19 protein-coding genes are annotated in these 18,828 nt (G+C 45.5%); 12 read left to right on the top strand and 7 right to left on the bottom strand.

The features are described from left to right. Positions 1-12 precede the first annotated feature (12 nt). From FBF61_RS35660 to FBF61_RS23645, 3 genes are all read right to left on the bottom strand, one after another. Positions 13-126: a DUF4113 domain-containing protein gene (locus FBF61_RS35660; RefSeq protein ID WP_374756631.1), complete on the bottom strand. Its 114-nt coding sequence runs from the start codon at positions 124-126 to the stop codon at positions 13-15. A gap of 193 nt (positions 127-319) precedes the next feature. Continuing rightward, positions 320-1,132, bottom strand: a complete 813-nt coding sequence (gene lgt, locus FBF61_RS23650; protein WP_082218079.1) for a prolipoprotein diacylglyceryl transferase — start codon at positions 1,130-1,132, stop codon at positions 320-322. Between the two features lie 171 nt (positions 1,133-1,303). After that, complete coding sequence (locus tag FBF61_RS23645; RefSeq protein ID WP_082218081.1) at positions 1,304-1,798, bottom strand: RNA polymerase sigma factor; 495 nt, start codon at positions 1,796-1,798, stop codon at positions 1,304-1,306. Between the two features lie 443 nt (positions 1,799-2,241). On the opposite strand from FBF61_RS23645, the gene FBF61_RS23640 reads away from it, so the two are divergent. The 3 genes from FBF61_RS23640 to FBF61_RS23630 all read left to right on the top strand — a co-directional run bounded on the left by FBF61_RS23640 (position 2,242) and on the right by FBF61_RS23630 (position 4,637). Continuing rightward, positions 2,242-2,823, top strand: coding sequence for a hypothetical protein (locus FBF61_RS23640; protein WP_082218082.1), 582 nt, complete (start codon positions 2,242-2,244; stop codon positions 2,821-2,823). Further along, positions 2,823-3,506: a DUF2490 domain-containing protein gene (locus FBF61_RS23635; RefSeq protein WP_082218083.1), complete on the top strand. Its 684-nt coding sequence runs from the start codon at positions 2,823-2,825 to the stop codon at positions 3,504-3,506. Before FBF61_RS23640 ends, FBF61_RS23635 begins: the two co-directional genes overlap by 1 nt. An 867-nt stretch (positions 3,507-4,373) precedes the next feature. Continuing rightward, on the top strand, positions 4,374-4,637 hold the full coding sequence (locus FBF61_RS23630) for a hypothetical protein (protein WP_082218085.1): 264 nt from the start codon (positions 4,374-4,376) through the stop codon (positions 4,635-4,637). A gap of 124 nt (positions 4,638-4,761) precedes the next feature. Here FBF61_RS23630 and FBF61_RS23625 read toward each other — a convergent pair whose 3' ends face one another. The 3 genes from FBF61_RS23625 to FBF61_RS23615 all read right to left on the bottom strand — a co-directional run bounded on the left by FBF61_RS23625 (position 4,762) and on the right by FBF61_RS23615 (position 7,648). Next, positions 4,762-5,502: a hypothetical protein gene (locus FBF61_RS23625; protein ID WP_082218086.1), complete on the bottom strand. Its 741-nt coding sequence runs from the start codon at positions 5,500-5,502 to the stop codon at positions 4,762-4,764. A 98-nt stretch (positions 5,503-5,600) separates the two neighbouring features. Next, a complete protein-coding gene (locus FBF61_RS23620; protein WP_082218087.1) occupies positions 5,601-6,974 on the bottom strand; it encodes a sensor histidine kinase in 1,374 nt (457 codons plus the stop codon). Further along, positions 6,971-7,648, bottom strand: a complete 678-nt coding sequence (locus FBF61_RS23615) for a response regulator transcription factor (RefSeq protein ID WP_082218088.1) — start codon at positions 7,646-7,648, stop codon at positions 6,971-6,973. Before FBF61_RS23615 ends, FBF61_RS23620 begins: the two co-directional genes overlap by 4 nt. A 184-nt stretch (positions 7,649-7,832) precedes the next feature. Here FBF61_RS23615 and FBF61_RS23610 point away from each other — a divergent pair, with 184 nt between their 5' ends. From FBF61_RS23610 to FBF61_RS23590, 5 genes are all read left to right on the top strand, one after another. Beyond that, complete coding sequence (locus FBF61_RS23610) at positions 7,833-9,212, top strand: TolC family protein (protein ID WP_082218089.1); 1,380 nt, start codon at positions 7,833-7,835, stop codon at positions 9,210-9,212. A 48-nt stretch (positions 9,213-9,260) separates the two neighbouring features. Beyond that, positions 9,261-12,422: an efflux RND transporter permease subunit gene (locus tag FBF61_RS23605; RefSeq protein ID WP_229208601.1), complete on the top strand. Its 3,162-nt coding sequence runs from the start codon at positions 9,261-9,263 to the stop codon at positions 12,420-12,422. Next, on the top strand, positions 12,403-13,503 hold the full coding sequence (locus FBF61_RS23600; RefSeq protein ID WP_166444595.1) for an efflux RND transporter periplasmic adaptor subunit: 1,101 nt from the start codon (positions 12,403-12,405) through the stop codon (positions 13,501-13,503). The genes FBF61_RS23605 and FBF61_RS23600 overlap by 20 nt, the downstream gene beginning before the upstream one ends. Before the next feature lie 368 nt (positions 13,504-13,871). Further along, complete coding sequence (locus tag FBF61_RS23595) at positions 13,872-14,267, top strand: YidH family protein (protein ID WP_082218093.1); 396 nt, start codon at positions 13,872-13,874, stop codon at positions 14,265-14,267. Between the two features lie 242 nt (positions 14,268-14,509). Beyond that, the gene (locus tag FBF61_RS23590; RefSeq protein WP_138283681.1) at positions 14,510-14,662 is read left to right on the top strand and encodes a lmo0937 family membrane protein; all 153 of its coding nucleotides are present in this window, start codon (positions 14,510-14,512) and stop codon (positions 14,660-14,662) included. A 77-nt stretch (positions 14,663-14,739) separates the two neighbouring features. Here the strand turns inward: FBF61_RS23590 and FBF61_RS23585 are convergent, their stop codons facing one another. Then, positions 14,740-15,384, bottom strand: a complete 645-nt coding sequence (locus FBF61_RS23585) for a Crp/Fnr family transcriptional regulator (protein WP_082217997.1) — start codon at positions 15,382-15,384, stop codon at positions 14,740-14,742. A 177-nt stretch (positions 15,385-15,561) separates the two neighbouring features. Here FBF61_RS23585 and FBF61_RS23580 point away from each other — a divergent pair, with 177 nt between their 5' ends. The 4 genes from FBF61_RS23580 to FBF61_RS23565 all read left to right on the top strand — a co-directional run bounded on the left by FBF61_RS23580 (position 15,562) and on the right by FBF61_RS23565 (position 18,826). Next, on the top strand, positions 15,562-16,362 hold the full coding sequence (locus FBF61_RS23580) for a sulfite exporter TauE/SafE family protein (protein ID WP_170916749.1): 801 nt from the start codon (positions 15,562-15,564) through the stop codon (positions 16,360-16,362). 140 nt (positions 16,363-16,502) lie between these two features. After that, complete coding sequence (locus tag FBF61_RS23575; protein ID WP_082218004.1) at positions 16,503-17,924, top strand: MBL fold metallo-hydrolase; 1,422 nt, start codon at positions 16,503-16,505, stop codon at positions 17,922-17,924. Positions 17,925-17,942: 18 nt separating this feature from the next. Next, entirely contained in the window at positions 17,943-18,242 is a 300-nt protein-coding gene (locus FBF61_RS23570; RefSeq protein WP_229208595.1) for a rhodanese-like domain-containing protein, read from the top strand. Between the two features lie 20 nt (positions 18,243-18,262). Further along, a complete protein-coding gene (locus tag FBF61_RS23565) occupies positions 18,263-18,826 on the top strand; it encodes a YeeE/YedE family protein (RefSeq protein ID WP_082217994.1) in 564 nt (187 codons plus the stop codon). The last annotated feature ends 2 nt before the right edge of the window (positions 18,827-18,828 follow it).

The raw sequence follows: 18,828 nt of genomic DNA, 5'->3' as shown, positions 1-18,828 counted from the left end.
ACGATGCTATATTTATCGCGGCGATAATGTATCCTGCTTCATTTTCCGACGCGTAGTCAAATCTTGACTTGCTAGCAGCACCTTGTTTTGCCCCACAGCTTTGTCAAGCTTATCGACGAACGCCATTAAGTGCCCGTGACGAGGATGAGTGTCTTCAGACCTATTAGGCGTTACTGAATTTTCGGGTGGTACACAAATACCGTGGTTAAATCGAACTATGCCCATTTTTCAATTTTATAGCATATCGTGGCTGGGAACGCGAATATTTTACAGTTAAGTGTTGTCGGCATACGTTAAATTGTACTTTGATTGTCAATACTCAGCGATGTGCAGGCTTGTTCACTTGGACAACAATGATAAGCAATCCGAGGAGAATGAACGGGATGCTAAGTATCTGGCCCATATTGAGCAGCATACTATTTTCAAAAGCTTCCTGATTTTCCTTAAAATACTCATCGAGAAAGCGGAATGAAAAAAGGATCGATATCATAATTCCAAATAGTACCCCATCTCCCCATTTGTTACGTTTGCGGCGCCATAGATGAAAAACGAGTCCGAATATCAGACCACAATAAATCGCTTTGTACAATTGAGCCGGGTGTCTTGGGATATTATCAATATGGGTGAATACAAATGCCCAAGGCATATTAGTTGGAATTCCAATCATTTCTGAATTCATTAGATTTCCCAATCGTATGAATGCCCCACATAATGGGACTACAACAGCAATCCGGTCCAGGAGCCAAAGGAAATCCATTTTTTTCCGCCTAGCGAAAATGAAAGCCGCCATAATCAGGCCAATCCCACCGCCATGGCTGGCTAGCCCTGCAAGTCCGGTAAAATGAAATGACGGGGTTAAGGAGACAGGCAAAATCTCAATTGGATGCTGCAAGTAATGCAGGGGTTCGTAAAATAGAATATGCCCCAACCGCGCACCAACCAAGGTACCAACGATTAAAAACAGGGTAAGCTTGTCAATTTCTTTGTCAGGGCGCTTTTCAATCTTAAAGATGTAGGTCGCCACAAAAATGCTCAGGAATATGCCAATTGCCCAAAAGATTCCATACCAACGCGGAACACTTGACCAGGAGAATACTTCGGGCTCAGCATCCCAGATTATGTAGTTTAGCATTAGCAGGTTTGACAAAAAATGAGCAAGAATATAACGGACGATGCATTATAAAGAAGCCTTTGAAGTTTCTGCTGTTTGCTGAACTCTTGGTGTATTATAGATAAAATATCGTCCTCAGAAATCAGCGGATCTTCAAAATTCATTTTTTGTTGCTCCCAAGCGTGTTTTAACCTATTGTTGTTCATTGAGATAACGTTCTTTGAGTTTGTGTTTTATGCGGTTCAGCCTTGTGCTTATATTCGTTGCAGTTAGATCAAGTATAGCAGCAATTTCCTTATTGGAATATCCTTCGGCCAAAAGGATGATAATAGCCTTGTCACAATCCTCGAGGGTGCTAACCAACCAGGCAAATTCCTGGATAAAATCTGCGCTCACATCAGCGCAAGAAGAAATATGATCAAGGTGCAGTTGCGACAACGATTCATTTGCACCCAAGTTGTGATCCTTTTTCCTCTTGGCTAAAATTGTGTTAAGGGCTACCCTGTAAATCCAGGTGCTGATCTTTGAATCACCTCGAAATGTTGGAAAGGAACGCCAAAGCTGTAAAATGACATCCTGCCTGGCATCTTTGAAATCATCAGATCTGGAAAAATAAGTGTTGCAAATACTATTGATTATACCAGTGTTTTCCTGGATCGTTTTGATAAAATCTTTTTCAACAGACATAAGTACTGAGTTTCAAGAGCATTTTTATTGTTAGTATGTTTTCTAGTTGAGATTGTCACAAATTCGCTTTTTTATTTTATGTTAACATTTCTTTCTGCTTGGAAGAACATGGCTATTAGGTTAGGTATCCTGCTTTTTAGCACCGTAAAGGACGCGATTAGATGGCCAGGATCCTTCTTAGGCTTTTCTCTTTAAATTGCTTGATAACCTTCAAATCAATCGGAAGCTTCTCACAGTATGGGAAGAATTATCGAGGCGGATAAGGTAGTTAGTAGTAATATTCCACGATTGATTAGTGTGACGGTTTTGCAAAGAATATTAGGTTTTTTATTGAGCTGGTCACCAGACAAAGTAAATGCATGTGGTACATAGTTTTATATTTAGATTCCAACGCCGTATCCTAGCCAGTACCTGAGTGCCTGAAATAATATCTCATGATTAGTATGGAATTTTATAATCGAATCATCTTTGGCCTGATTGCCTGGTTTTTTTGTACACCTTGCCTAGGACAACAAAAGTATGAACGCGAGTTCAGCATCAAGCACAAGGCTGTTCCTGCAAAGGCAATTGATTTTGTTTCCTCGGTGTTTAAGAAGTCAAAAATCCATTGGTATGGCGAAGAGAGTCTGACCGGAAAGTCGGTAGAAGCCAAGTTGAAATATTCAGGCAAACGTTACAGCATCGAGTTCGACGAATCCGGAGAAATTCAGGATGTTGAAATATTGTCAAGTATTGGTAAAATGAATTCAAGTGGGCAAGCAAAACTGAAAGATTCCCTAAGCAAATCCTTTTCACGTTATAAAATTGTAAAGACCCAATTGCATTGGAAGGGACCCGAGCACATCTTAAAAGAATCTTTGCTTGCAGACATTGCTGTAAAGGGTGTTCTGGTCCGTTATGAAATTATCTTGAAAGGGTCTCGCCGCAAAGTTGAGCGCTATTATGAAGTACTTTCTGAAAATGACGGGACAATCGTTAGCATTAAGGAAATTGTACAACGCAACACTGATAACTTGATTTATTGATGTACAAAGCCCTTCTTGGTTGTTTTTTATTTGTATTAACTAGTGCAACCGCTTTTGGTCAGGCCAGTTACAAGGCTGGGTCAATTCCCCAACTTAATGTCAACGTCAAAGTTGCAGAAAACTGGAAGTTGAACACGAAATTGGAGGCAAGACAAATTTTTCGAGAAAAACAGCGCGAGGCGCCATTGAATCAGCAGTTGAAATATGAAAGAACGGATCTAAGCTGGGTACTTACCAAAAAGATTTCAGCAGACAATACAATAGGTGGGGGGTACCTGGCCAGGTTAGAGGACGGCCAATTTACGCATCGCCTTATACAACAGTTTAGTAACGTAAAAGAGCTGGAAGTCTTCATTATCGCCCATAGAGTTGTCTTGGATGAGACGTTTAGTGATGGGAGTCCACCAGAATTCAGGCTTCGGTACCGCTTTGGAGGTGAAACGCCGTTAAGCGGCCAGCAGATTGATCCAAAGGAATTTTATGGGAAAGTCAATAACGAATATCTGGCCCTTTGGTCAGACAAAGAAGCAGATTTGGAGATCCGTGCATCACTTGCCCTGGGATACAATGCAACCGATGATAATAAAATTGAGCTTGGTTTAGAATACCGTGTGAATGGATTTTCACAGGTGGTTAGATCCCACCAACTGTGGTTAACTATTGGATGGTTTCTAAGTATATAAGGCCGGAATTACAGTTAAAAACCTGCTTGATGAAAATAGAAACGTTTGGATATCCCAGGTAAACCATGGTTGGGACTTGCTTCTGGGTTAAACCCGAAGTAAGGTACGACTGATGATGTTTTTAGTTTACCCTTTCATGTACAAGATGTATTCATCTTTAAAATCCAGCGAATAGAAGCGCGATATTTTCCAAATTTTCTGATACGGTATTCTGATTAAAAAATCTGAATCATCTGCGGATTTGTTGACATGGACCTTACAGTTTATACCTGATTGGGTGACCTCAAGAATGTCTATGAAATCCTGTTTTAATAAAATTGGTCCATAAATAGGATCTATGCCATCAGTAAAGGAGTATTCTGCGTGTACAAGAAAGTGAACAGATGGCTCAGAGAGATCATCTAGCACTTGGTTGATAACAGTTAGCAGCATTAAGTCAATTGTGGGCATCTTCATCTCATTAAGCCATTGGATGATTATAGGGCAGCCTTTTAATTACATGTGTTATTACGCCGTTCATTTTGGAGTTATAGTTGATAGAGCTCTTACAAGTAATTGAATTACGAAGAGCAAGTATTTCCTTTATAAATTATATTTATTATTGTTACCTTTATGTATTAGACATGGGCAGGAACATTAGAAAATTCAATGCTACGATGGCGCTAAGATGGTTGATCTTTTTGCCGTTTATTTTCGCTGTCTGTGTTGTGCTGGGCGTTTTGCAAGGTATAGGGAGTATTTTGAAGCGGATGTGCTCGATCATGCTACAAGATATGGGCGTGTAGCCCTAAATACAGGAAGTTCTATGAGTCCACCAATTTGCAGTAGCAGTGGCAGCGCTTGCTACCAGTCATTACCTGGAATGCTATGATACTTGTCGACCTGCTGATTATACTGTCCACGGGGGTTGTCTTTTTTTTAATTGCCAATCACCTGGAAATTGCCAGACAGCATGCTATGGTAGGCGGTACAAAACATGCCTGTAGTAGAAGCAGGTACAGGGTAGAAAGCCAGCTGGATGGTCTATTGTCACGTTACAATAAAGGCCTTTTAAGTGAGAAACAATACTGCGAGCAAAGTGATGCTTTGATTGACCAACTGGCAGATCTTTTGCAGGAAGAAGCCAGTTAAGCCCTCGGTTTATATTAAGATATCCTGAAAAGTAGTACGATACTGATAAACCAAACATGGCAGGGTTATTCAAAAATTCTGGCAGCATTGATAATTAATCAATACAGCGAAACCAAGGGTTGGCCTATCTGACTGATAACCTGCGCCTTTTAATAAGCTTGAATGTAGGCGAGCTAGCGCCGAATATGAACCGGCTTCTATTGCAAATAGCCTCGCACCGCTCTGCAATCCGATCAAAAATTTCAAGCCTTTCAGTGTTGAGTACATTCAGTTTGCCAGTGAGCAGGCTTATCTCTGCATTAAACATTTCCATTTCTGAAATCAGCAGGTAACAATGCGGGAGTGAAAACTGCTGCTTTTGCCCCGAAAATATATACGTATCAAGCTGAGCAACCATCTCTTTGAAAACATCGAGTATCACTTGATTACTATGAAAGTAATCTTGAATGTCCTGATTGTGAGATGGCCTGGAAAAGTCATAAGGTGCATTCAGACGGTTTTGTGCGTAGATCCTACGGTAAAGGGCACTAATTTGTTTGCGCCGGGCATGATCGATTGTAAGATCACTGATCATACACCGGTTTATCAACTGCGCAGTTCGCTTTACACTTTGGCCTGCACCTTTGATCAGCGATTTGCGCTCGGTGGCTGCCTTAAAATATTTTTCAAACACATTAAAATAGTGGGTATTAACTCGTGAGTAGGCTTCAAGCGACTTTTGTAATCCATCCGTAGCATCCATTTCACGCTTTGGCACATAGATTTGGGACGCGCTTACGATTTCGAGAATAGAGCAAGCATAATTAATGCGCTGAGCGAGCGATTTTTCAAATGGCGTTTTGACTAGCAGTAAAGTTTCAGGCATATCTATCATCATTGACAAGGGGGGACAATGCGCCACTATGGGTGATGCAAATCAGGTGAAAGCTTATTTTAAAGATATATTAGCAGGCAAGCAGCGCGCTAATCTGCCAGCGGCAGAGCAGACAGTCTTATTGAAACGGCGGTGCCCTTGTCTTTCATGGATTTTACACTAAGCTGCCCTTTGTGTATGTCGATAATCTTCTTTGCAATGGTGAGCCCTAAACCAAAGCCTGGCACATTTCCCACATTACCAGCCCGCATCATCGGTAAAAACACATCATCTAGCTCAGCGCCCGGGATGCCGATACCCAGATCAGTGACTGTAATAATGACCCACGAAGGTTCTAAATCAACTTTTAGCTCCACTGGCTCTTGCCGTGAGTATTTGCTTGCGTTATCCAGGATATTAGTCAGAACCGTACGCAGTAGCGTCGCATTCCCTAGAATCCTAAGATTAGAACTTTGCTGGGTAAAGGTATCTGTCAGTACCAGGTCAATTTGCTGGTCTGGCCGCTTCTCACCAAAGTAGGTGATTGTATCCAGCACCGTATCGACGATGTTAATTTCATCGCGGACTCTTGCAGACTGCAAACCTTCGACTTCCGCTAAATGCAGCAGTGAGTTGGCAAGCTCGATAGCACCTTCTAAGCGAACCAGCGCCTTTTCCATACTTTGCTGGACATCGGCTAGCTGCTTATCGTAAGCCAGCGAGGTTTCAAGGATTCCCTTTACAACTGTTAGGGGTGTGCGGATCTCATGTGACGCGTAGGAAACAAAATGCTCCTGACTGATAGCCAGTGCGTTTAAACGGCTTAGCAGCTCATTAAAGGAATTTGCCAGATATGCAGCTTCATCAGCACCTTTGCGGCCCTGCAACCGGAATGAAAAGTCGCTCACTGCCGCCGGGTCCATCTGAGCGATCAGCTCGTCGAAGGGTCGCATGGCGCGGCGCGCAAAGAAAAACCCGGCAAAAGCAACAATCACCAGCAGAATAATATTGCCGCTGGCCAGAATAAAAAAAAGGCTCTCACTTGCTTGTATCCCGCTAAGATCGTGCGCCGTGACAACAGAGACGTAACGCTTTCCATCCACTTTAAAGGACAAGGCAATACCTTCTTTAACCCTTTTTAAGGGTCTGGATTTATAACTGAAATAGACTTCTTGCTTGCGGGCTTCATTAAGGAGTTCCGAGGTAAGCTTATAATCACTCGTTCCCGAAGACTCATAAATAACCTTGTTGCTGCTATCTACCAAAAATTCGTGCTGGTCGGGAAGGGTCAGGTAGCTGGAACGATGAAATTCAAGGCGGTTTTCAAAATATAATTGTCCAGCCACTGCCCTGCGCTGAAGGCGGTTACGCATCAGCGACTGTCGGTAAGATTCATAAGCCTGGTAAATGAAGATTGAAAAGACTAGCAACAGAGCCGCTACCAGAAAGCCAAAAACGATGGTAATGCGTTGCTTAATACTCATGGCTCCGGCCCCATCAAATAGCCGACCCCGAACACAGTATGTAGCAGGCGCGGTTCCGACTTGTCGATCTTGCGGCGCAGGTAGTTCACATACACATCAACTACGTTTGTGTTGGTATTAAAATGTACATCCCAGACATTTTCAAGCAGATCCACACGGTTGATGACCTTCCCCTGGTTGAGCATAAAGTATTCCAAAAGCGCATATTCTCTGGCAGTCAGCTCGACCCTTTCGCCAGCGCGCCAAACCCGGTGTGAATCCGTTTCTACTTCCAGGTCAAGAAGTTGCAGCCGCTTGGGCCTGGGAGCCCGCGATGGATGACGTCTTGCCAAGGCCTTCAAACGAAAAAGCAGTTCTTTAAAGGCAAAAGGCTTTGCCAAGTAGTCGTCAGCACCCGCTTCAAAACCCATCACTTTGTTATCAAGGCTTCCCAGGGCCGTCAGCATGATCACCGGCACGGCTGGCCAGTTCTGCTTAATGAACCTGCAAAGGTCGTAACCGTTCAATCCAGGCAAATTCACGTCTAGCACAACAACGTCAAACTTGTTCTCATTGACCATACTTCTTCCGATCACCCCATCGAATGCTATCGCAACGGTCGCACCCTCTGACTGCAACCCTTTCTGAATGAACTGCGTAAGTTCCAGGTCATCTTCAACAACTAAGACATTCATGCTGTTATTTTCTGGCTATTTGACGGAGTAAAATTAGGGATCGGGATTAGAATATCGTTAAAAACGGGCCCTTCTCACCAAATTCTAATAACCTTCTCACCACCCTCTAACCAGGTGCACCTTTAATTTGAAGCCAGTAAGATGTACCCCGGCGCCAAACAAGGCGCTACTCGATATTAAAGCTATGAGCCGCTGTCTAATCCTAACCCTTTTTGTAACGCTCGTCTTTTACCGGCATCCACCTGCTCTGGGGCAAACCCTGAGTTTGGAGGGAGCCGTTGAAGCGACCATCAACCATTATCCTACGCTGGCAGCGCAAAGATCTGCGCTTGAAGCCTTCCGTGCCAATTTGCAGGTGCTGCGTGATAACCGGCTTCCTAATGTCAAATTGCATGACCAGGTTAACCTGGGAACAGCCAACGGGCTTTCGGGATCTTACTTTTCGATGGGCCTTATTGTTCCCACGTCTGGTGGAAGAAGACCCGAAAACGCATCTGATCTGGCTTCGGGCAATATCGCACTGGCTTCTGCCGACTGGGAGATCTATAACTTTGGCCGCTTTGGGGCCGAAAATAAACTGGCCAATGCCGACATCGCAGTAGGGGAGTCGGGACTGGAACGCGAGCAGTTTGGACTTCGCCAGGTCGTTATTAAAACCTATCTGGATTTGGTATGGCTCAGGCAAAACCTCAAAATCGAGCAGCAGAACCTGGCCAGGGTTGATACAGTCAGGCGTATTATCAATAACCTGGTACAAAACGGCATCCGGCCGGGACTGGATTCTTCACTGGCTTCTGTCGAGCTATCACGCGCCAAGCTGAGCTACTATCAGATGCAGGAAGAGTACCGTAGGGCCAATGTCCAGCTGGCAACACTCACGGGCCGTCAGGTAAATGAGCTGGAAGTGGATACCACCTTCAATGGTGGTTTGCTGCTGGGAGAGCCTGCTCCAAGTACAGTGCTGACATCGCATCCACTGCTCAGATACCGCAGTAACCTGCTTACCCGTCAGAATGCAGAGATCGACATGATCCGTAAATCTGCTCTGCCCCGGGTTACGCTGCTTACTGCTGTCTCAGCAAGAGGAACCAGCCTTGATATTGATAATAACTTCGGCCCAATCCGTCAGGGCTTCGGCTATAGCCGTACTAATTTTTTAGTGGGACTGGCCGCAACGGTCAACCTCATTGATTTCAAAAGGGTCAAAACACGCGCTATCCAGCAGCAGTGGCGTGTGCGCGAAGCGGCAAGCCTCTTGACTGTCGAGCAGGTGCAACTGCAAAACACACTAGCGATGGCAGACTCTGTAATGTCGTCCATCCGACTTTCCCTGCGTGAGCTTCCCGTCACGGTAAGATCCGCTACACTTGCCTACCAGCAACGCATGTCACTTTATAATAATGGGATAGAAAATATCTTGGGTATCACCGATGCTTTGCAGCTTTTGACCAGGGTTGAGCGGCAGGTGATCGACGTGCAGCGCCGCGCCGTGGCAGTCAGACTGGAAAAGGCCTATGCTACCAGTGATTTTGAACCATTTTTTGATCTTTTCAGGCGTCCATAACCCTGTATAAATATGCTATCAGCTTCATTAAAACGCCCTATATCAGTCATGGTACTTATTGCGGGGCTTGTTGTTTTCTCGGTTATGTCGGCTAGCCGCATACCGATTGATATTTTTCCACGGCTTAACTCACCGGTGATTTATGTGATCGAACCTTACGGGGGTATGTCTCCTGCGCAGATGGAAGGTTTCTTTGCTACCCGTATGCAGGACCAGTTCCTGTACATTGGCGGTATCAAAGAAATTTCCAGCAAAAGCGTCCAAGGGCTTACTGTTGTCAAGCTGGCTTTTTACGAAGGCAGCGACATGGCCCAGGCCGCAGCCGAAGTTGCTATCCAGGTCAACCGGGCGATGAAGTTCTTTCCCCCCGGCGCATTGCCCCCACAGGTAGTGCGTTATGATGCATCGTCAGTTCCGATTGGTGATTTGGTATTCAGCAGTAAAACACGCTCGCTTAAAGAGATCCACGAACTGGCCGTTACCCGGATCAGGCCACTATTTTCAACCGTTCCTGGACTTACTGCGCCGCCTCCGATCGGTACCAACTCGCGCACGATCGTCATCAACCTTGACCCGCAGAAAATCCGCAGCCTAAACATTTCGCCTGACGAAGTAGTGGAAGCCCTTGCTGCCAATAACGCGATGACCCCTTCTGGTAACATCCGGATTGGCAATACATCTTATATAACCACGCTCAACTCGCTGGAAGATCAGGTCTCAGACTTTGGCCAGATCCCCGTCACCACAGACGGGCACCGGACCGTGTTCCTTCGTGATTTGGGTAATGTGGCTGATGCATCGGATGTGACGGCTGGGTACGCCCTGGTCAATGGCAGCCGATCCTCTTACATTCCGGTTGTGAAAACCGCTGACGCATCCACATGGGATGTGGTGACAGCATTAAAAGCCAGGCTTCCCGAAATGCGCAGTCTGCTTCCCGACGACATTGAAGTAGCTTACGAATTCGACCAGTCCATTTTTGTAATCAATTCTGTAAAAAGCCTTCTGTTTGAGGGAGGGCTGGGCGCAATTCTGACAGGCCTAATGGTACTATTGTTTCTGGGCGACTGGCGCTCTTCGCTGATTGTAATCATTACGATCCCTGTCTCTATCGTCGCCGCCGTGCTAATGCTAAGCCTTGCAGGTCAAACGATCAACATCATGACTTTGTCGGGCTTGGCACTAGCCATAGGCGTGTTGGTAGATCAGGCCACGGTGACCATTGAAAACATTCACCAGCACATTGAGATGGGCAAGCCCCAGAAACAGGCTATTTACGATGCCTGTAAGGAAGTAGCCCTGCCGTTGCTGCTGATCCTGCTTTGTATTATTGCCGTCTTTGCGCCTTCTTTTATTATGTCGGGCGTTCCCAGGGCGATGTTCTTGCCGCTGTCGCTTTCGATTGGTTTTGCCATGACGGTATCCTATTTCCTGGCTCAGAGCCTGGTGCCGATCCTTGCTAATTGGATGCTCAAAGAGCATGTGCATGAGAAATCCGCTGGTGCCGAGCGTAAGGTTACTTTTTTTGATAGGGTAAGGGGCGGCTTCATGCGCCAGAATGAGCGTTTTGTCAAAAGCAACAAACTCGTTGTTGGAGCTTATCTCGTTGTCGTTTTTGCGTTGGCGGCAGCAGGATTCGTCTGGATTGGGAAAGACATGCTTCCGCAGCTGAATTCCGGCCAAATGGTGATCCGCATGAAAACACCCGATGGGACAAGGCTTGAACGGACCGAGGAGAAGGTAAGTGAGCTGTTGGCATTGGTCAACCAGGCTTCTGATGACCACCTGGCGATTTCGTCTGCTTATGTGGGCGTTGTTCCTACCAACTACGCGACTACTAATTTATATGTAAGCACGAGCGGCCCCAATGACGCGGTGATCAAAGTTGGCCTTGATCCTGAGTATAAAACCAATATGCAGGATTTGAAAGAAAGGATCCGAATGGCCGTAGCCGAACAGATGCCAGAGATTACATTGTCATTCGAACCAGCTGATTTGACTGAAAAGCTCATGAGTGGCGGGGCTTTTACACCTATAGAAGTACAGGTTGCAGGAAGGGATATGAAAGAAATTGAAGGCTATGCAAATAAACTCGTGAAGGGGTTGTCACAGCAGGATCATCTGCGGGATGTACGTATTATTCAACCGCTTAAATTCCCGGTCATCAATATTAAACTCGACCGTCAGAAACTGGCAACAATGGGACTGAGCTTACAGCAAACCGCGCGATCGATCACGGCTTCAACATCATCGAGCCGCTACACCGAAAAAAACCAGTGGCTCGATCAAAAGGCAGCCTATACTTACCAGGTGCAGGTCCAGATCCCAGAATTTGCGATGCGAAACATGGCCCAGTTACAGGAAATCCCGCTGGTAGCAGGTCAGCCCAGACCGGTGCTAGCCGATGTGGCAACCTTTTCGGTTGATACACTTCCAGGGGAATACGCCCGTATCGGGCCGCGGCGCTTTGTAACCGTTTCAGCCAACATCCATCACCAGGATTTGGGTAGTGCCACCCGATCAGTTGAAAAAGTAATCACAGGGTTGGGAGCGGCTCCCAAAGGTCTGGTAACAGAAGTAAAGGGAATGTCATCGCTTTTGACCGAAACACTGGACAGCTTGCAACTTGGACTGGGCATTGCAATTGTGGTGATCTTTTTGCTTTTGGCTGCTAACTACCAATCATTTAAGTTGTCGCTGGTGATCCTTTCAACAGTGCCAGCCGTAATCGTGGGCTCAATTGCATTTCTGCTATTGACTGGCAGTACACTAAACCTGCAATCTTACATGGGTATCATTATGTCAACGGGTATTTCCGTTGCCAATGCGATCCTGATCGTAACCAATGCCGAGCGGCTGCGATGGGAGTACCGCGACGTGCGCCGGGCAGCATTAGAAAGTGCAGGTGTGCGTTTAAGGCCAGTGTTAATGACCAGCTTTGCCATGGTGGCAGGTATGGTGCCAATGGCTTTGGGAACCGGGGAAGCCGGAGAACAAGTTGCCCCACTTGGTCGCGCGGTCATCGGCGGGCTGATCGCTTCGACGCTGGCAGCCCTTTACATCGTACCCCAGGTATATGTGTTTTTACAAAATAAAACAGCTTATAAAGATCCATCCCTTTTACCCCTTGAAAACGCGCTACCCACTCCATCAGATTTGCATGTCAATGGGCACTCAGACCAAACTACTTATGAAAAACATAGCATATAATTGTCTTGCCCTTGCAATTGGGCTAACCGTGTTCAGCGCTTGCTCGTCCTCAGAGTCTGCCGACACTAAAACACAGAAAAAAAGCGTGAGCAAACCAGCTGTAAAGCTTGGGATGGTAAGCTCTGCGAAAGTAGGCCAGCACGTTCAGCTGCCTGGCGAATTCATGGCTTTTCAGGAAGTGAGCATCTACCCAAAAGCAGACGGGTTCGTAGAAAAAGTGCTTGTAGACCGTGGTAGCAATGTCCGCAAAGGGCAGGTGTTGATGGTCTTGGAGGCTCCTGAAACCGAAGAGCAGTTGGTAGCAGCCCGCTCCAATTACCTAAAAGCAAAAGCCATGCTGGTGGCTAGTCACGAGCATTACAAAAGGCTAAAAGCCAGTGCCGGCATCCGTGGATCTGTGTCAGCGCTGGACCTGGAAAGCGCCAATGCGAAAATGATGGCAGACAGTGCAGCGGCGATGGGGGAGCAGGCTAACTTTAATGCGCTTACCAAGATCAAATCTTATCTTACAGTGCGCGCGCCCTTCGATGGCGTCATTACGGAAAGGAATGTTCACCCTGGTGCGTTGGTTGGCTCCGGAGTGCGCCTGCAAGGGCCGATGCTGATGCTCCAGCAGCAAAACCGGCTTAGGTTGGTCGTAGATGTGCCTGAGACATATAGCGTTGGATTAAAGCAAGGAAAGCAGGTCAGTTTCACAGTTAATGCAATGCCTGGCGAGCAATTCAAGGGTAAGGTCAGCCGCCGCTCTGGAAATATGAACCAAAAATTCCGCTCAGAGACTATTGAAATAGATGTAGCAAATGCCAAAGGGGGAATTAAGCCTGGTATGTTCGCCGAAGTTGTCTTCACTCCGGAAGGTACACAGGGTGCTCTTACCGTGCCAGCAGAAGCGGTCGTCACATCGACAGAAGGGCAGTATGTGATTAAGGTCAATCAGGGAAAAGCCCAGTTTGTTGAAGTCCGTAAAGGCATGCAATCGGATGAGATGACAGAAGTTTTTGGCGCGCTTCGGGATGGCGACCAAATTATTGTCAATCCACGAAATGATATGAAAGATGGGGCGCAGGTTGCCATGAATTAGAGCGAGGGAAATTTGAAGTTACTTGGATCTCTAACTTGTCATTACCATGATACTACTTGATCTATTATGCCTGCTTATTTTGGGTGTAGTGTGTTTTTGGGTTCATTATCTTTCTACTGTCCTTACTTCAAACAAAAGCAGAAATAAACGTAGACTGCGAGCAAAGCAGAAAAGGAAGATGTCTAAATCCCAGATTAAAAAGGAACTGGATAATTTACTGGTGCAATACAATCAGGGCAGTATTAGTGAGCAGCAATACTATGAAAGAGCCAACCCATTGATTGATAAATTATCTGATCTATATTCGGAAGTTGTATGGACTTATGAGGCACATAATAATACTTATTAAACCCTAAGAAATCTCGTAGATGAACACCGATAAAGAAAAAGATAATCTATCACCATTTAAGCCCAATGACCACCTTGCCAACGAGCGGACTTATCTGGCTTGGGTTAGAACTGGCATCGGCATCATGGCTTTTGGCTTTGTGGTAGTAAAATTTTCGCTTTTCGTTAAACAGATTGGTTTTGTATTGCATACGAAAGTAACTGCGCCCTCTCATGGCTATTCATCGATAATCGGAATTATTCTGGTCGGCCTGGGTACGCTTTCCATCCTGTTTGCTTTCTTACAATACCGCAGGACTGAAAGGCAGCTCCAGACCGGAGAGTACAAACCCACTACAGTACTTACCACAGTGTTAACTGGGGTTATTTTCCTGATTAGCATTCTGCTGATTGCATATCTATTACAGAGTGTATAGTGCCAGCATAAGTATTATGCAAAATGGTTGAAGATTAAATCTTAATTCATGCTTTTCACCCTTTTACAAGGCTTACTACAAAGCAGCCAATGATCCCAAAGATACCTTTTCAGGGGAAAGCCGTCTGCAAACAGATATTTATTTTGGGCTCAACAACCGAATTGCGCATCTAGCTATATTCAATACCGATGGCTGTCTGGGACCGCCGTTTTATTTAACTGTCAATACTTTTGAAAGATATTATTGGAAACATGCTATCATCGATCGCACTTGTATTAATAATCCTTTGGCTGATCGGGTATCTTGGATTTGACGGCTTTGGGATGGGCATCATCATTCATTATTTACTTGTAATAGCAGTTGTAGCTATTCTTCTCAGAGTAATTCGAGGTTAAAAGGTAATTATTAACCTACTGTAATTGCATGTTAGCTGGATTTATCTCACTAAATCAGAGTTGGGAGATCAAGTAAATTACATCCGGGTAACCCATTCAATACTATTTCTTTGAAGTCTGATTTTTTGATCCTGTTCCATTTTCTTTAATAATCTTGATATTACCTCCCGAGAAGTATTGAGATCATTGGCAATCTGATGATGGGTAATTAAAATCTGACTGGTCTCAGTAGTTCTAAACCGATTTTTCAGATAAAATTCCAGCCTTTCGTCCATGCCCTTAAATACTACATTGTCAAATACTACCAGCAGCTCTTCAAAGCGGGCCCGGTAGTTGGCAATGACAAAGTAATACCAGGTTTTATATTTCTGCATCAGCTCGTCCATTAACTGGATGGGTATCAGAATTGCCACGGTATCTTCCAGGGCTTTGGCCATGATCTCACTAGCCTCTTGTTTTGTATTACAGATCATCGATAAGGCGCATGCGTTTCCTGGTTGAAGATCATAAACAAAGGCTTCCTGACCATCATCTCCCTGACGGTAAAGTTTTACTCTCCCGCTTCCAATAAGCAAGGTGTGTTTAATGTACTGTCCGGCCCGCATGATTACTTCTCCGGCTGGAATCTTTTTCAGGCTGCATTCCCGGATCAAGTGTTGTTTTAATTCAGGCTCAAAGTCCGCAAAAACGGTATCGAGATAGTAGGAAATATCTTCACTCATAAGTAGCTAAATAATTAAGCGAGGCATAAAGTCATAAAAAAAATGCACCCTAAAAGGTTCCGAAATGCTTGGAAGTACAAGTTTTGGGACATAATAAATATTATTTCCCATATGTGACCTTTATCACTTTCCCGGCGCTTGACACTTCTGATTTTTGCAGCATAAACAATGCAAAAAATGGAAATCATCGCCTACATAGCGTCTGTATTTATTGGTATCTCATTGGGTATGATCGGCGGGGGCGGCTCCATTTTGACTGTGCCGGTCCTGGTCTATATGTTCGGTATTAGTCCTTTGGTATCAACATCGTACTCGCTGTTCATTGTCGGATCCACCAGTCTTGTCGGGGCATACAGCAATTATTTGAAAGGCGCAGTCAAAATTAAGACGGCACTGCTCTTTGGAAGCACATCGATCACAACGGTTTTCCTGACGCGTAAGTTTTTAATTCCATTGGTGCCCCATGATCTTTTTAGCATTGGAGCCTTTCAGATCACCGAACCTTTACTGACGATGGTGCTCTTTGCTGTGCTGATGGTAGCGGCATCGGTAGGCATGATCAAAAGCAAAGAGCGAAAACCGGGGTGTTTGGAGTGTGACTTAAAAGGTAATATTGCCCGGATGCTTTTAAGCGGCATTGGGATTGGATTAACTACGGGTTTTCTGGGAGCAGGGGGCGGGTTTTTGCTGATCCCGACATTGGTATTGATCCTGGGGATGCCTATGAAGGAAGCTGTGGGCACTTCGCTTCTGATTATCGCGCTGAATTCGCTGATCGGTTTTGCAGGGGATATAGGACATTTCGTGATTGACTGGGCTTTTCTACTGAAAATCACTGGTATTGCCATGGCAGGGATTTTAATCGGGGGCATCCTAGCCAAAAGGGTTAATGCTACTTCTTTGAAGAAGGGGTTTGGCTGGTTTGTGCTGGTGATGGGGATTTATATTATATCCTCCGAGCTGATGCATCTCAAATAATTTCCGATCACTAGCCAAGCAGGTGAAAATGATTTTCATTCTTTTTCGCAATGTGACTCTTGTCACTGACCAGCCAGCTAAACATCCTGAAATTTGTATAGTTAATTCAAAAAGGGTTGAAAAATCAAAAAATCATCAATATGAAAATTGAGCAAATTTATACCGGCTGCCTCTCGCAAGGAGCCTATTATATCGAAAGCAATGGGGAAGCTGTGGTAATCGACCCACTGCGTGAAGTTGAGCCCTATATCAACCGTGCAGAACAAAATGGGGCAAAAATAAAATATGTCCTGGAAACGCATTTTCATGCGGATTTTGTATCAGGCCATATTGACCTGGCTGAAAAAACCGGTGCACAAATCGTTTTCGGCCCGACTGCTAAGCCTAGCTTTGATGCGCTTGTAGCCGTAGACGGCCAGGTTCTGAAAGTGGGCGATGTGTCGCTTACAGTATTGCATACACCCGGGCACACCATGGAAAGCACCTGTTATCTTTTAAGTGATCAGCAGGGAAAACAGGTTGGCATTTTTACAGGGGATACCCTGTTCATTGGTGATGTTGGGCGTCCTGACTTGGCACAAAAGGTATCCGCCGGACTGACACAAGAAAAGCTGGCAGAGCATCTGTTTGATTCCCTGCGTAATAAGATTATGCCACTTGCTGATGATATTATTGTCTATCCGGCCCACGGCGCAGGAAGTGCGTGCGGCAAAAACATGAGCAAAGAAACAACCGATACATTGGGTAGCCAGAAAACCTCCAACTATGCACTCAGGGTGGATATGACCAAGGAAGAGTTTGTCGAAGAAGTTACGGGTGGGCTGATGCCACCCCCTGCTTATTTTCCCGAGAACGTTTTGATGAATGTCAATGGCTACGAAAGCATTGACAGGGTTCTTGAAAGGGGAGCCCAGGCTTTGGATGCGGCGGCTTTTGAGGCGGTGGCAAACCAAACTGGCGCGGTCGTCCTTGATACGCGGGATGCAGAAATCTTTGCAAAAGGATTCGTTCCTAACTCGATCAACATCGGAATAAATGGGGGCTTTGCTCCCTGGGTTGGAGCGCTTATTCCCGACATCAAACAAAGCATATTGATAATAACTGAGCAGGGTAGGGAAGAAGAAGTGGTGACCCGTCTTGCGCGTGTGGGCTATGACCATACGATCGGATATTTAAAAGGTGGGATCGATGCCTGGGTTAAAGCCGGTAAAGAAACCAGCCAGATCCAGTCAGTAACCGCTGACCAGATGAGTCAGCGCTTGAAAATGGACCCTGCCATCGGCGTGCTGGACGTACGTAAGGCAAGTGAGTTCCTGTCTGAGCATATGCTGGATGCAGAAAATATCCCCCTGGATTATATCAATGATCACCTGGCGCAGATTGATAAAAACAAAACGTACTTCGTACACTGCGCCGGCGGTTACCGGTCGATGATCTTTAATTCAGTGCTCAAAGCACGGGGATATGACAATCTGATCGATGTCAGGGGAGGTTTTAAGGCAATTAAGGATTCAGGCAAGCTTGAAGTAAGCAACTATGTTTGTCCAAGTACACTATTGTAAGAAAAGATCATGGGAATTATGTCATTGTTTTTCGGAAATAATAAAACAGACTTGAAAGGCCTTGTCGGGCACGGGGCATTGATCGTTGACGTGCGTAGCCCTGAGGAATTCGCATCGGGCCATATTGATGAGAGCATTAATATTCCGCTGGATAAGATCAGCGACAAAGCATCATTTTTGAAAAAATGTGGAAAGCCTGTCATTACCTGTTGTCGTAGTGGCACGCGCAGTGGGCTGGCAGAAGGGATATTAAAAATGGCCGGGGTCCAGGTTTATAACGGTGGGGCCTGGGATAAGCTCAGACAAAAAATTCAATAAAAAAACACCTTCATACTATTATGCTGGAAATTATAAAACAGCCCTGGCCCTGGTATGTGGCCGGGCCGCTGATCGGGCTAACAGTGCCTGCACTTTTAATACTGGGTAATAAGTCCTTTGGGATTTCATCATCGCTCCGGCATGTTTGCGCCATGTGCGTTCCGGCTAAAATCCCGTTTTTTCAATACGATTGGAAAAAGGAGTTGTGGAATATGTTTTTTGTGCTGGGTATTTTTTTGGGAGGGATGATAGCGGTGACATTTCTGGCTAACACCGAACCAGTCCAGCTGAACCCATCATTGGTAAAAGAGCTGAGCATTTATGGTGTTACTGATTTTTCATCGCTCGTGCCTGTTGAGCTGGTAAGTTGGAATAAACTTTTGACGCTGCCCGGATTGATCATGATGGTTGGTGGTGGGTTTCTGGTAGGGTTTGGTGCGCGCTACGCGGGTGGCTGCACGAGCGGTCACGCGATTATGGGACTTGCTACCCTGCAATGGCCCTCGCTGGTTGCAACAGTATGTTTTATGATTGGCGGATTTGTAATGGCAAACTGGATATTGCCTTTCATATTAATGATGTAAGC

It is taken from the genome of Dyadobacter bucti (assembly GCF_005869225.1).
In the GTDB taxonomy this organism is placed as follows: Bacteria; Bacteroidota; Bacteroidia; order Cytophagales; family Spirosomataceae; genus Dyadobacter; species Dyadobacter bucti.
The sequence above is the reverse complement of the archived record's forward strand: the minus strand, read 5'-3'. Positions and strand labels throughout refer to the sequence as shown.

What these genes read in the sequence shown, in the direction of transcription:
- FBF61_RS35660 (WP_374756631.1), bottom strand. Translation starts at nt 126, where the DNA reads ATGGCGTTCGTCGATAAGCTTGACAAAGCTGTGGGGCAAAACAAGGTG.
- lgt (WP_082218079.1), bottom strand. Translation starts at nt 1,132, where the DNA reads ATGCTAAACTACATAATCTGGGATGCTGAGCCCGAAGTATTCTCCTGG.
- FBF61_RS23645 (WP_082218081.1), bottom strand. Translation starts at nt 1,798, where the DNA reads ATGTCTGTTGAAAAAGATTTTATCAAAACGATCCAGGAAAACACTGGT.
- FBF61_RS23640 (WP_082218082.1), top strand. Translation starts at nt 2,242, where the DNA reads ATGGAATTTTATAATCGAATCATCTTTGGCCTGATTGCCTGGTTTTTT.
- FBF61_RS23635 (WP_082218083.1), top strand. Translation starts at nt 2,823, where the DNA reads ATGTACAAAGCCCTTCTTGGTTGTTTTTTATTTGTATTAACTAGTGCA.
- FBF61_RS23630 (WP_082218085.1), top strand. Translation starts at nt 4,374, where the DNA reads ATGATACTTGTCGACCTGCTGATTATACTGTCCACGGGGGTTGTCTTT.
- FBF61_RS23625 (WP_082218086.1), bottom strand. Translation starts at nt 5,502, where the DNA reads ATGCCTGAAACTTTACTGCTAGTCAAAACGCCATTTGAAAAATCGCTC.
- FBF61_RS23620 (WP_082218087.1), bottom strand. Translation starts at nt 6,974, where the DNA reads ATGAGTATTAAGCAACGCATTACCATCGTTTTTGGCTTTCTGGTAGCG.
- FBF61_RS23615 (WP_082218088.1), bottom strand. Translation starts at nt 7,648, where the DNA reads ATGAATGTCTTAGTTGTTGAAGATGACCTGGAACTTACGCAGTTCATT.
- FBF61_RS23610 (WP_082218089.1), top strand. Translation starts at nt 7,833, where the DNA reads ATGAGCCGCTGTCTAATCCTAACCCTTTTTGTAACGCTCGTCTTTTAC.
- FBF61_RS23605 (WP_229208601.1), top strand. Translation starts at nt 9,261, where the DNA reads ATGGTACTTATTGCGGGGCTTGTTGTTTTCTCGGTTATGTCGGCTAGC.
- FBF61_RS23600 (WP_166444595.1), top strand. Translation starts at nt 12,403, where the DNA reads ATGAAAAACATAGCATATAATTGTCTTGCCCTTGCAATTGGGCTAACC.
- FBF61_RS23595 (WP_082218093.1), top strand. Translation starts at nt 13,872, where the DNA reads ATGAACACCGATAAAGAAAAAGATAATCTATCACCATTTAAGCCCAAT.
- FBF61_RS23585 (WP_082217997.1), bottom strand. Translation starts at nt 15,384, where the DNA reads ATGAGTGAAGATATTTCCTACTATCTCGATACCGTTTTTGCGGACTTT.
- FBF61_RS23580 (WP_170916749.1), top strand. Translation starts at nt 15,562, where the DNA reads ATGGAAATCATCGCCTACATAGCGTCTGTATTTATTGGTATCTCATTG.
- FBF61_RS23575 (WP_082218004.1), top strand. Translation starts at nt 16,503, where the DNA reads ATGAAAATTGAGCAAATTTATACCGGCTGCCTCTCGCAAGGAGCCTAT.
- FBF61_RS23570 (WP_229208595.1), top strand. Translation starts at nt 17,943, where the DNA reads ATGTCATTGTTTTTCGGAAATAATAAAACAGACTTGAAAGGCCTTGTC.
- FBF61_RS23565 (WP_082217994.1), top strand. Translation starts at nt 18,263, where the DNA reads ATGCTGGAAATTATAAAACAGCCCTGGCCCTGGTATGTGGCCGGGCCG.